Here is a 13,870-nt window from a genome sequence, read left to right as displayed (position 1 = left end):
AATCATGGCGAGCTTGATCAATATTGGCATGTCGGGGCTGGGTGCCGCGCAGTCGGGGATGTACACCCTGGGTAACAACATCGCCAACGCCGATGTGGACAGTTACTCGCGCCAGCAGAACGTGCAGAAGACCAAAGGCTCGCAGCAGAACGGCAACGTCTTCATCGGCAGCGGCACCACGCTGGCCGACGTGCGCCGGGTGTACAACTCGTTCCTCGAGAACCAGCTGCGCACCACCACCTCGCTGTCCAGCGATGCCAACTCGTACCTGAACCAGATCAATCCGCTCGACACTGCCCTGTCGAGCGCTGACACCGGTATCACGGCTGCCCTGAAAAGCTTCTTCACCGCCATGCAGGACGCTGCGGCCAAGCCCAACGAAGATGCCTCTCGCCAGTTGCTGCTGACCAGCGCGCAATCGCTGGCCAAGCGTTTCAACACCCTGTCCACGCAACTCAATCAGCAGAACAGCAACATCAACGCCAACATGGCGTCGATCGCCGATCAGGTGAACAAGCTCACCTCGACCATCGCCCAGTACAACGACCAGATCTCGCGCGTGTCGGCGATCCAGGGCCAGCCGAACGATCTGCTCGACCAGCGTGACGGCGCCGTGCGCGAACTGAACAAGCTGATCGGCAGCCAGGTGGTAGAGCGCGAAGGCAACTACGACATTTACCTGCCCAACGGCCAGGCATTGGTGCTGGGCAAGACCACCCAGACCCTCGAGGTCGCGCCAAACCGCAACGATCCGACGCGCATGAGCCTGATGATCAACCGCGGCAGCACCAAGATGGACATCACCGACACCACCACCGGTGGCGAGCTCGGTGGCCTGCTGCGCTACCGCAAGGACACCCTGGACCCTGCGCTCAACGAGCTGGGCCGGGTGGCACTGGTGGTGTCCGATGCGATCAACAGCCAGCTCGGCCAGGGCGTCGACAAGAATGGTGAATTCGGCGCGCTGCTGTTCGGCGACATCAACAGCGCCAAGGCCATCAGCGAGCGCAGTATCGCCCGCCAAGGCAACAGTGCAGGCTCCGGCAACCTCGATGTGACCATCAAGGACACCGGTAAGCTCGGCACCAGCGACTACCAGGTGACCTTCACCAGTGCCACCGGCTACAACGTGCGCAAGCTGCCCGAAGGCACCGACATGGGCAACTTCGACCTTAACGACAACCCACCGAAAGTGATCGATGGCTTCAGCCTCTCGCTCAATGGTGGCGCCGTTGCCGCTGGTGACAGCTTCAAGATCACCCCGACCCGCAACGCCGCAGCCGGTATCGAGTCGGTGCTCACCGATCCCAAGCGCCTGGCGCTGTCCGCGCCGTTGGGTGCAGTGAGCGGCTCGGGCAACAAGGGCACCGGGCAGATCACCCAGCCGAACCTGACCTCCAAGCTGGACATCTACAACGCCACCGATCGTACTCAGTTGCAGACCGGCCTAAAGTATTCGACCCCGGTCAAGCTGGTGTTCGGCGACGACTCCGCGTCCCCCCAGGGCTACACCCTGTACGACGCCAAGGGCAACTCCATCGGCACCGGCACCATCGTGCCCGGCCAGAGCAACAAGCTGCAGCTCTCGGTGCCGATGGTCGATGGCGCCGGTAACCCGATCATGGACGGCGCCACCCAGCGCTCGTTCACCTTCGAGATGGACGTCGCGGGCGCGCCGAAGAACGGTGACAGTTTCACCGTCTCGCTGACCGGCGCAGGCTCGTCCGATAACCGCAACGCCAAGTCGGTGATCGACCTGCAGACCAAGTCCACCGTGGAAGTCGGCGCCGACGGCAAGGGCATCAGCATGACCGATGCCTACGCCAAGCTCGTGTCCAACGTCGGCGGCAAGGCCGGCCAGGCAAGCATGGACTCCGACGCCACCAATGCCCTGCAGAAGTCGGCGCTCGATGGGCGCAACGCTGTCTCTGGGGTGTCGATCGACGAAGAGACCGGCAACCTCATCAAGTTCCAGCAGTACTACACCGCGTCGTCGCAAATCATCAAGGCGGCCCAGGAAACCTTCGCCACCTTGATCAACAGCCTTTAAGGAGCCGTAGACCGTGCGCATTTCCACTTCGCAGTTCTACAACACCAGCAGCGCCAACTATCAGCGCGGCTTTTCCAACGTGGTGAAAACCCAGCAGGAATCCAGCGACGGCATCCGCGTGCGTACTGCAGCCGACGATCCGGTAGGCGCCTCGCGCCTGCTGCAGCTCGAGCAGCAACAGAACATGCTCGACCAGTACAAGAGCAACATCACCAATGTGCGCAACTCGCTGAGCACTTCCGAAAGCACCCTCGATGCCATCGGCAAGGTGCTGCAGCGCGTCAACGAGCTGGCGATCAGCTCGGGCAACGCCGGTTTCACCGACGCCGACCGCAAGGCCAACGCCGACGAGCTGGGTTCGCTGGAAGAGCAGTTGTTCTCGCTGATGAACAGCAAGGACGAGAACGGCAAGTACCTGTTCTCCGGTTCCAAGGGCGACACCCCGCCCTACGTGCGCAACGCCGACGGCACCTACAGCTACCAGGGCGACCAGGGCCAGCTGAAACTGCAGGTGGGCGACATGCTCAGCCTGGCGGCCAACGAGACCGGTTTCGATGCCTTCGAGCAGGCACTCAACACCAGCCGCAGCCAGACCACCCTGACCGCTCCAGCGGTGGACGATGGTCGGGTCAGCCTGTCCAACGGCCAGGTGTCCGGCAGCGCGACGTTCAACGACCGCTTCCGCAGTGGCGAGCCGTACCGCGTCGAGTTCCTCAGCAGCACTCAGTACCGAATCCTCGATTCGGGCAACAACGACGTGACTCTGGAAGCCTCACAGGGCGGGACCTACAACCCGAATGCCGAGAATGGTTCGATCTCCTTCCGCGGTGTCGACCTGCGCCTGAAGATCACCCTGCAGCCGGGCGACAACCCGGATGCCGCGATTGCCGGCCACACCTTCAACCTGAGCTCCAAGCCCGACGCCATCGCTGGCTCGCGCAGCCCGGGCAACACGTCCGGCACTCAGGTCAATAACGCCACCATCAGCAACCAGGCGCAGTACAACGCCTCGTTCCCAGGTGGCGGCGCGGTGCTCAAGTTCACCAGCGCTACCGACTTCGAGCTGTATGCAGCGCCGCTCACCGACAACAGCCGGCCGATCTCCACCGGCACCCTGGCGGGCAACACTGCCACGGCCTCGGGCGTGAGCTTCCAGTTGTCCGGTGCACCCAATGCTGGTGACTCGTTCGCAATCAAGGTCGACACCCACCAGAACCAGAACATGCTCAACACCATTGGCCAACTGCGCACCGCGTTGAGCGTGCCGATGGACAGCGACCCCAAGGCGCGCCAGAACTTCCTCGCCTCGCTGGACTCGGCAATCGGCAACATCGCCAGTGCCACCAACCAGGTGAGCTCGTCGATCAGCGCCATCGGTGGTCGCGGCGCGGCACTGGATGTCCAGGCCGAAACCAACGAAGCACTGGGCAACGAGAACGCCAAGACCCAGAGCTCGATCCGCGAAAGCGACCCGGCCACGGTGATGCTGCGCCTGCAGATGCAGACCAACATGCTCCAGGCCTCGCTGCAGTCCTACGCCAAGATCGCCGGCCTGTCGCTGGTCAACTACATCTGAACCCAGGTGCGGGTGATCGCGGGGTGATCGTCCCACGAGCCTGCCTCGCCACCCGCCGGTCAGCGCCGGACCGGGTGGCAGCCGGTCCCGCGGTTCAATCGCTTGAGTGAGTCCTAGTGAACGCACATCCCCTCGTCAGCATCGCCATCCCCGCGTTCAATCCCGAGTTCTTTCGCGCCACGCTGGCCAGCGCCATCGGCCAGGATTACCCGAACCTGGAGATCGTGGTCTGCGACGACAGTCGCGGTGACCAGATCGCGGCGATCTGCGAAGAGCTGCGTGCCGGTTGCACGGTGCCCTTGCGTCATGTGCGCAACCCCGAGCGCCTGGGTTTTGCCCGCAACCTGCAGCGCTGCCTGGAGGAATCGTCGGGCGAGCTGATCAAGTTTCTCTGTGACGACGACGTGCTGTTCGGCACCTGCATCAGCCAACAGGCCAGGGTGCTGAGCGATCACGCCAAGGTCAGCATGGTCATCTGCCAGCGCCTGCTGTGTGCAGCCGACGATGTGCTGCTGCCGGCGCGTTGGCTGAACTTCGTCATTTCCCTGAACAGTGCCGTGATCAATGGCACCGACCTGCTCGAAAGCGTCGCCGATGGCGTGCCCAATCTGTTTGGCGGGATCAGCCACGCGCTGCTGCGCCGTGACGAGGTGCAGGCCTACCTGCCGGCGCTGGTCGGGGAGGGGCAGGGCTTCGCCGCACGCCTGGACCTCGCGCTGTACGCCTGCCTGCTGCGTCGTGGTCACCTGTGCAGCCTGGACCAGGTGCTGAGCCTTGAGCGCGTGCACGCGGGGCGCCTGAGCCACCAGGGCAGCATGGTCGAAGCTGCCAGGACCGAATCCGAATGGCTGCTGCAGATGCTCGCCGAGTCCACTGGCGAGCCAGCGCCGGCCGATGGCTGGGTGCGCACCCTGCCGCTGGCCGAATACACCGGGGCGGCCGATCAGGTCTGGGAGGAAATGGACCTGCGCCGCTTCTTCTCCGGTCAGATGGCCAACCTTGGCCAGCAGATCGGTACAGACAGCATCAGCTTCGACGAGCTGTATGCCGAATGGCTGGCGTCGCGCCAGTTGTCTGCGGGCCAGGTCAGCCTGCTGCCCAAACGCATCGAGCAGTGGCCCCGCCAGCCGCGCATCGCGGTGGCGGTGCTGGCCGATGCGGGCGACGAGAAGGCCTTGCGCACCACCTTGCAGAGCCTGCAGGGGCAGTCCTATCCCGCCCGCAGTACCTTGGTGCTGGGCCCGGCGGCGCTGGCTGGCCAGGTACAGGGCGATGCCCGGCACTTGCACAGCCAGGGTGATCACTTTGCCGAACTTGGCCAGTGGCTGGCCACCGCCCAGGATATCGACTGGCTATTGTTGCTGCGCGCCGGTGACCGTGCGCACCCTCATGCACTGGTGATCATGGCCGAGCGCATGGCCTTGCGTGGCGATAGCCTGTGCCTGTACATCGACGAAGGCGCCAACGACAACCTGGCGCCGTCGTGTCCGATCTTCAAACCCGACTTCAACCTCGACCTGATGCGCAGCCTGCCCTATGTCGGTCGGCTGCTTGCCTTCGATGCCAAGGCGCTGCGCGAACTTGGCGGCTTCGATTCCAGCTTCGCCACGCTCGCTCCCCACGACCTGCTCTGGCGCATGGTCGAGGCCCACGGCCTGCAGGTGGTCGAGCACATCGCCGAAGTGCTGGTGCAGTGTCACCACAGCTACGCCGACTGGCTCAACGATGCGCAGGCGCATGTGCAGGCCCCGCGTGTGCTGCAAGCACATTTCGAGCGCCTGGGCGTGCAGGCGCGGGTTTCGGGTATCGAAGGCAGCATGATGACGCGGGTCACCTACCTGCACCCCCAAGCCGCCAGTGTCTCGATCCTCATCCACGCCGCGGGCGAGCTGGCGGTGCTGATGCGCTGCGTGGAATCGCTGTTCGCCCATACCGCCTACGCCGATTTCGAAGTGTTGCTGGTGGCCAGCAGCGAGACATCCTCGGAGGTGCGCGACTGGCTGGGCGGCCTGCAGGGGTTGGGCAGTGACCAATTGCGCGTTTGCCAGGCGGATGCCACCGGGCGGGCGCAGAGCCTCAACGAGGCCAGCCGTCAGGCGCGCGGTGAATACCTGCTGCTGCTCGATGCCACTTGCGTGCTGTTCGACGGCCAATGGCTGCAGGAATTGATGCATCTGGGGCAGCGCCCGGAAGTCGGCCTGGTTGGCCCCAAGCTGTTCGACAACAATGGTTCGGTGCTCTCGGCCGGCCTGGTGATGGGCATGAATGGCACTGCCGGCACGCCGTTCCTGAGTTGTGCGGTGAATGCCGACGGCTACATGAACCGCCTGAGCCTGGTGCAGAACTGGAGCGCCCTGGGCCTTGACTGCCTGCTGGTGCGCGCAGCGTTGTTCGCCGAGCTGGGTGGGCTGGATACTGCGGCGTTCGAGGTCTCGCTGTTCGATGCCGATTTGTGCCTGCGGGCGCGCGAAGCGGGCTACCTGTCGGTGTGGACGCCGTTCTCGCGGGTCGCCCAGGTGCCGGTGCCCGCTCTGGAACAGCCCGCACCGCAGAGCCTGCTGGCCGATCAGGAGCGGCTGTATGAGCGCTGGCTGGCATGGGTTGCTTTCGATCCTGCCTACAATCGCAACCTCAGCCTGAAGCTGCCGAACTTCAACTTCGAGCCGGGCCTGCGCGGTGGTTGGGATCCGTTCATTGCGCGCGCCATGCCGTCGGTGATGGGGCTGCCCAGCAGCACCTCCGCCATCGGTCACTACCGTGTATCGCAGCCGTTCGCCGAGCTGGAAAAGGCCGGCTGGATCCAGGGCCGCATCGACTACAGCGCACCGAGCCTGATCGAGCTGGAGCGGGAAAAACCTGATGTGGTGATCCTGCAGTGCCGCTACACCCCGGCCAGCCTGCGCGATATCGCTCGCTTCAAGCGCTTCTCCAACACCCGGCGCATCTACGAGCTGGACGACTACATCATCGATCCGCCGAAGAAGAACGATCACGCCCGCAACCTGCCGCGCAACATGCGCGAGCTGGTCAGCGAAGCCATCGGCCTGTGCGATCGCGTGGTGGTCTCTACCGAACCGCTGGCCGATGCCCTGTCGAGCATGCACAGCGACATCCGCGTGGTCCCCAACATGCTCGCCGCCTCTTTGTGGACGGGCCTGCGCAGTGAGCGTCAGACCAGTGCGCGGCCGCGTGTAGGCTGGGCGGGCGGCACCAGCCACCGCGGTGACCTGGAACTGCTGCTGGAGGTGGTGCGCACGCTGGCCGACGAAGTCGACTGGGTGTTCTTCGGCATGTGCCCCGAGATGCTGCTGCCTTACGTGAAGGAGTTTCACCCGGCCATTTCGTTCGGTGACTACCCGCGCAAGCTGGCCAGCCTCAACCTTGACCTGGCCCTGGCACCGTTGGAGCAGAACCTGTTCAACGACTGCAAGAGCAACCTGCGGCTGCTCGAATATGGCGCCTGCGGCTTCCCGGTCATCTGCACCGACACCAAGGCTTATGCCGGCTACCTGCCGTGCACCCGCGTGGCAGACAACACCACGGCGCAGTGGCTGGAAGCGATCCGCATGCACCTCGACGACCCGGCTGCCAGCTATCGCCAGGGCGATGCTCTGCGCGAGGCGGTACTGAGCGACTACGTCCTCACCGAACATCATCTGCAGCACTGGGCCAACGCCTGGCTGGCTGACTGAAATCCAGGCGCCGGGCCCAGGCCTTGCGCAGAACCGAACACTTGAACAGGTGCCTTATGATCGATACCGCAACCGGCTCGCACACCGACGTGACCGTTGTCCTGCTTGGGCATGACCAGGCGGATCACCGCGCCCGCGCACTCCACTACTACGCCGGTCAAGGCGTTGCGTGCCTGGCGCTGGAGCCGGCAGGCCAACTCGGCGAACTGCTCGAGCGGGTGAAAACGCCTTTCGTCTGTCTGGCGCTGGATGCCGACTTCGTTCTCGCCGATGCGCTGGGCAAGGCTGCTGCCTCTCTGGCTGCACAGCCCCAGTTGAAGGGTGTACAGGGGTATGCCCTGGCCTATGCGGCGGGCAACTGCAAGCTCAGCTACCACAAGCTGGGTGCATTCGCCGCGCCCGAGGCCGCAGAAGACGCTCTGGCGCGCGTGCGCCGTTATGGTCACAGCGGGCAACAGGCTTGGCGCGCGGTGCTGCGTGTCGCTACCCTGCAGACCGCGCTGGCAGGCCTGCCGCAAGCGCTGGATGCCGCGGGCTGGCGTGTGGCGCTGGGCTACGCGATCCTGCTGCAAGGCGAGATCGGCAGCCTCGAGCAGACCGATGTGGTCTGCGAACTGCTGAGCAACGACCTGGGCGCAGCCGCCCGCGAAGAGCGCCTGACCCAGACCGTGCGCAGCCTGCGCCAGTGGGATGAAGCGGCGGGTGTGTGTGCCGGCGAAGAAGGTTTCGTGGTGCTCAACCGCTTCGTGCGCAGCAGCTACGATCAGGGCGAGACGCCGCTGCTGTTCAGCTCCGACTGGGCCAGCGTGATCGACGACCCTGAACAGACCTTCGAGCCGCGCCAGTATGTCGAGCTGCCGTACTACAACGGCAGGCTGTTCCAGCGTCTGAGCGAAATAGAGTTTCTCTGCCATGCCTGGCCGACTGGCGAGCGTCATCTGCATGCGCTCGAAGGCGCCTGGGTGCGCCAGCACGACCTGCTGCAAGTGCATCCGAACGACACCAACGACAGCCTGCAGCAGCGCTACCTGCAAGCGCTGGGCCTGGGCCTGTTCAACCAGGACGTATGTCAGCGCCTGGTGCCGCTGCTGACCGGCGCCAAAGACACCCACCATGTTCGCGAAATGCAGGATTGGCTGGTGCGCCTGCGCAGCGTTCCGGCACCTGATGCCCGCGCATTGCTCGAGACGACGCCGTCCGGCAAGGTGTTGGCCGCCATTGCTGCCGCGACCCCGGCTGAAGCCGACCGTGCTCGCGCGCAGAGCTTCCTGGCGCGCCACCCGGCTGCGCAGATCGCCTTCGTGGTGCTGGACCTGGAAAACGACGACCAGGCGCTGCAGGCCACCTTCGACAGCCTGCTGGCCAGCGGCCTGCGCAACTTCAAGCTGGTGGTGCTCAAGGGCGGCAAGCCCCCGGCTATCACCACCGCGCGCGATACCCTGCACTTCATCCAGGTCAACGAAGGCAACTGGGCGACCCACCTGAACCAGGTGGTGAAACAGCTTTCCAGCGAGTGGCTGCTGCTGCTCGATGCTGGCGACGTGCTGCTGGCCGGTGGCCTGTTGCGCCTGGCTGTCGAGCTGGCCCAGGCGCCGGGCTGCCAGGCGATCGCTGCCGATGAAGTGCAGCGCGACAGCGAAGGCCGTCTGCTTGACGTGACCCGTCCGGGCAGTGACCTGGACCTGCTGCGCAGCCAACCAGGCCTGATGTCGCGGCACTGGCTGGTGCGTCGCCAGGCCGTGGTCGATCTGGGGGGCTACAGCGAGTCCTATCGTCATGCGCTGGAGTACGACCTGTTGCTGCGTCTGGTCCAGCAGCAGGGTGTCGGCTGTCTCGCGCACATGGACGACTACCTGGTCATCGGTCAGCAGCCCGAGCAGGCATTGACCGACGAAGCGGCCAAGGTCCTCAACCGCCACCTGACCGAGCTGGGCTACCGCGCCCAGATCAGCGACCAGGGCAGTGCAGGCCTGACCATCGATTTCCGTCATACCGCCACGCCGCTGGTCAGCATCCTGCTGGCGGGCGAGGGCGATACCGCGCAACTGCAGGTGTCGCTGACCGGGATCTTCCAGCGCACCCGTTATCCGCGCTTCGAAGTGGTGGTGGCCTTGCCGGGGCACGACAGCGCAGGGCAGGCGGCGATTGCCCAGACCTTTGGCACACGCGTGCGGCTGATTGCCGGTGAGGCGCATGCCTCGCGCGAGCAACTGCTGGCGCTGGCCGCCGGGCAGGCGCGTGGCGATTACCTGGTGCTGCTGTCCGAGCGCTGCCACGTAATCACTCCGGCCTGGATCGAGTCGCTGCTCAACGAGGCCCAGCGCCCTGAGGTGGGGATCGTCGGGGCCAGCTTGTGGGGGCGCGGCGAGGTCCTGCTGCATGCTGGCTACGAGCTGCTCGACGGCGGCCAGGTCAATGCACCGTGGGCCGGTGCCTCGGCGGCACGCAGCGCCGCGGCGCGCTGGCCGCTGTCGGTCCGTGATTGCCCGGCGGTATCCGGCGATTGCCTGATGATCGGCCGCGAGACCTTCGAGCAGTGCGGTGGCCTGCCGACAACGGGTGCGGCGGACCTGGCCCTGTGCCTGGCGGTACGCAGCAACGGTCTGATGGTAGTGTGGACGCCGCGTGCCAGGCTGATGGGCAACGAGCTGGTGGTGCCTGCCGGGCAAGCTGTGCAGGCGCTGGCCGAGCAATGGCCCGGCGCGTTCCAGGGGGTTGCGCGGCTCGACGGTCAGAGCGCCGCGGGTGCGCCGCAGTGGCTGGCACAGCTGGGGTGACTGGCGCGCTAATTGCAAAAAAGCCGGGTTAAGCCCGGCTTTTTCATGCCCGCTGGCAAATTATTGACAGGCCGCCACCGTGATGGTCAGCGGCCTGTCCTGATCCTGGAGTTCGCCCCCCAATGTCGACCGCTGCGCAGCTGGATGCTCTTTCGCTCGAACAGGCGCTGACGCGCCTGCGCCTGATGTTCACCAAGCCGGGGCATCCCTACTACCTGCTGGCGCCTGCCTACCGCGATACCTCCTCCGGTATCGTTTCGATGCACTACCTCTGCCACATGCTCAACCTCAATGGCCGCGAGGCATACATCTACGGCACCGATGTGGTCAATCCAGACCTGAAGACGCCGCTGTTCGACCCGGCGGTCGCCCGCCGCCACCTGGCCGAGGGCAAGGTGCCGATCGCGGTCTATCCCGAAGTGGTCAGCGGCAACCCGCTGGAGTGCCCGGTGGTGGCGCGCTACATGCTCAACTTCGAGAGCTTCATCAGCGGCAAGAGCATGAATGCGGCGGCGACCGACTTGATCTTCTACTACGCCGAACGCCTTGCCGAGGCCCGTGGCGATGTCAACGTCGACCTGCTGTGCCTGCCCACCATTGACATCGAATTGTTCGCCGCCGGCGCTGCCGATTGTGCTCGCGAGGGCGCCTACCTCTACCAGAACCGCCACCCGCTGGAGATGATCGACTACGACCAGTTGCCTGCCGGCATTCGCCTGCTCAGCGTGGCCAATGCCCTGAGCCTGGTGGAGTTGGCCGAGGTGCTGCGCCATGCCGAGGTGCTGTACACCTACGAATGGTCGATGACCTGCGTGATCGCGGTGCTGTGTGGTTGCCCCGTGCTGTTCATGCCGGGGCATGGCGTGGATCAGCAGGTGCTCGAGAACAGCTTCTTCGGTTGCGTCGGCTTTGCCATGGCCGACCAGCCGCACGCCCTCGAACAGGCCCGGGCCACCGTTGGCGATGGCCTGCAGCGTTATGTGCAACGTACCGCATCGTTCTGGCAGCAGCTGGACACCTTCATCGCCAAGACCCAGGACGCAGCCGTGCGTGAAGCCGCGGGCAACCGGCACGGTATGCTCGACTGGCTGCGGCAGCGCTATCCGCTGCCCGCCCAGGTACAGCGCCTGCAGCAGGCGTTGTCCGGGCCACAGGCGCCCAAGCTTGCCGTGCTGGTGCGTGATCATGGTGACCGCCAGGCACTGCTGCATACCCTGGAGAGTCTTGACCGTGGCCTGTATCGACAGTTGCAGGTGCATGTGCTGGGTGAGTGCGACCCGCAGCGTGTCGGTGTGCAATGGCATGCCTGCGATCCACGTGAGCCGGTGGCGACGATCAACACGGTGCTGAGCGATAGCGCAAGTGACTGGTGCCTGCTGGTCGAGGCTGGCGAGACCTTCGTCGCCAGCGGGCTGCTGGCGCTGGCGGTGCGTTTGCTCGATGCGGCCGATGACTGCCAGGCGGTGTACGCCGACGAAGGGCTGCGCCGAGAGGGAGGGGAAATCGAGCTGGCGCTGCGTCCGGACCTTAACCTCGACCTGCTGCTGGCCATGCCGGGCAGCCTGTCGCGGCACTGGATCTATCGGCGCGAGGCGCTGGCGGCAGGGTTCGCCAGCGACTGCGGGCGAGCCTTCGAACTTGGCCTTCAGTTGAGTTTGTTGCTTGAGCGCGGGTTGGGCAGTGTCATGCATGTCGCCGAGCCTCTGTTGATCGGCAATGGCGAGCCGCTGGCGGCCTGTGCCGACGAACAGAGGGTCATCGAGCATCACCTGCGCCTGCGCGGCTATGAACGGGCGCAGGTCTTGGCCCTTGACGACGTGCCGGGCGGTTATCGCATCGACTACGGCCATGCGCATGTCGCGTCCGTGAGCATCATGGTGCCGTTGCGCGGGCAACTGGTCGACTTCCAGCGCTGCCTGGAAACCCTGCTCACGCACACCGCCCATGAGCAGTTCGAGGTGTTGCTGATCGAGGCGGGCAGTGAAGACCCGGCGCTGCTCGAATGGCTGGATATGGTGGGGCAGATCGGCGATGGGCGCTTCCAGGTGCTGCGCTACATGCCAGGCCAGCCATGGGCTGCGTTGTGCAACGCGGCTGCGCAGGAGGCGCGGGGTGATTATCTGGTCTGGCTCGACGGCCGCGCCGCGGTGCTCGATGGCAACTGGTTAGCGGCGCTGCTCAATCATGCCCAGCGCCCCGAAGTCGGTGCCGTCGGTGGCAAGTTGCTGGTTGGTGACGGCACGGTACGCCAGGCCGGCTTGCTGCTCGGGATCGACGGCTCTGTGGGGCCGGCGTTCGCCGGCCTGCCTGCGCAGTCTGCGGGCTACATGGCGCGCCTGGCGCTGGAGCAGAACTTCGCTGCTGTTGGTGGCGAGTGCCTGATGCTGCGGCGCGAACTGTTCCACGAGGCAGGCGGCTTCGATGCCAGCGAGTTGCTGGCGCCCTGGGCCGATGTCGACCTGTGCCTGAAACTGCATCAGGCTGGCTATCTGAATGTCTGGACGCCGCATGCGCGCTTGCTGCTGGATGCGCCACGCGATGCGCTGGCCAGCGAAGAGCAGCACGACGCGTTGTATGCACGTTGGTTGCCGCGTCTGGCACATGACCCGGCCTACAACGGCAATTTCTCGCTGCGTGCCGGGCAAGGTTTCGTGCTGCAAAGCAATGACCTGAGCTGGCGACCGCTGCTCGGCAAGGTGCCGCGAGTGTTGGCTTGCATTGCCGAGCAGGATGAGCAGGCTCTGTCGCGTCTGATCCATCCGCTGGGTGCGATGTGCGAAAACGCGTTGCTCGACGGTGCCGCGACCGTCGGGCTGTTGTCTGCGGTGGAGCTGGAGCGTTTTGCCCCGACCAGCGTGATCCTGCAGCGACCGCTGGATGATGCAGGGCTGCTGACCCTGCGTCGGCTGAGTGCATTCTCCCGGGCGCTGAAAGTGGTGGTGCTCGACAGTTATCCCGCGCTTGCACAGTTCGAGTCCAGCGAGGATCTGCTGCAGCGCCTGCAGGCGGCGTTGATGCACGCTGACCGGGTACTGGTGTCGACCCCCGTGCTGGCCGAGCGGCTGCAGGGGCTGCACCACGATATCCGGGTGTTGGAGAGCGCCTTGCCGGTCGGCTGGGGCCGCCTGAAGGGCGAGCGACGCGCAGGAGAACTGCCACGTCTTGGCTGGATCGCCGGCAAGGACGACGAGATGCTCGAACAGGTAGTCCCGGCCTTGTCGGGTGAAGTCGAGTGGGTGGTGCTGGGTGAGTGTCCCGGTAGCTTGAAGCCGTTCGTCAGCGAGTCGCACCCAGCGGTCGAGCCAGGGCGTCTCGGCGAGGCCCTGGCGGCGTTGAATCTCGATCTGGCTCTGGTGCCCATGGCCGACTCGATGGAAAACGCCTGCTCTGGCGACATGCGCGTGTTGCAGCACGCGGCCTGTGGTCATCCGGTGATCTGCAGTCGAGTGCCGGGCTTTGCCGCAGGCGATGCCTTGCCGCTGTCGCGTGCGGGCAACCAGCCCGACGAGTGGCTGCAGGCGATCCGTCTGCACTTGTCCGACCGCGACGCGTCGGCGGCATTGGGTGATGCGTTGCAGGCGGCGGTGCGTGGGCAGTGGCTGCTCGAAGGGACGCGACTGGAGAGCTGGCGCCGCGCCTGGTTACCCGATTGAGGGGGGGGCGCAGTGAGGATGTGACGCTGCGGTGTCCATTCGACAAAAAACGCGTGACTTGAGAGTCACTTCGCGCATCTTCACTGTATATTGTCCAAACTAGGAGCCGCCGTCGCGCAGCC

At 65.2% G+C, this 13,870-nt stretch carries 5 protein-coding genes; all 5 read left to right on the top strand.

Annotated elements, in window-relative coordinates; translation table 11 throughout:
- Positions 1–4: 4 nt before the first annotated feature.
- The 5 genes from flgK to F6X62_RS21005 all read left to right on the top strand — a co-directional run bounded on the left by flgK (position 5) and on the right by F6X62_RS21005 (position 13,748).
- A complete protein-coding gene (gene flgK, locus F6X62_RS21025) occupies positions 5–2,050 on the top strand; it encodes a flagellar hook-associated protein FlgK (RefSeq protein ID WP_112898870.1) in 2,046 nt (681 codons plus the stop codon).
- Between the two features lie 13 nt (positions 2,051–2,063).
- Entirely contained in the window at positions 2,064–3,626 is a 1,563-nt protein-coding gene (locus F6X62_RS21020; protein WP_153774598.1) for a flagellar hook-associated protein 3, read from the top strand.
- Between the two features lie 116 nt (positions 3,627–3,742).
- Positions 3,743–7,318: a glycosyltransferase gene (locus tag F6X62_RS21015; RefSeq protein ID WP_153774597.1), complete on the top strand. Its 3,576-nt coding sequence runs from the start codon at positions 3,743–3,745 to the stop codon at positions 7,316–7,318.
- 56 nt (positions 7,319–7,374) lie between these two features.
- Positions 7,375–10,095 carry a glycosyl transferase gene (locus F6X62_RS21010; RefSeq protein ID WP_153774596.1) on the top strand — a complete coding sequence of 907 codons (2,721 nt, stop codon included), beginning with the start codon at positions 7,375–7,377 and terminating at the stop codon, positions 10,093–10,095.
- A gap of 122 nt (positions 10,096–10,217) precedes the next feature.
- Positions 10,218–13,748, top strand: coding sequence for a glycosyltransferase (locus F6X62_RS21005; RefSeq protein ID WP_153774595.1), 3,531 nt, complete (start codon positions 10,218–10,220; stop codon positions 13,746–13,748).
- Positions 13,749–13,870: the final 122 nt, after the last annotated feature.

The organism is Pseudomonas sp. MNR3A (assembly GCF_009650575.1).
In the GTDB taxonomy this organism is placed as follows: Bacteria; Pseudomonadota; Gammaproteobacteria; order Pseudomonadales; family Pseudomonadaceae; genus Aquipseudomonas; species Aquipseudomonas machongensis.
This window is presented reverse-complemented; position numbering and strand designations above follow the sequence as displayed.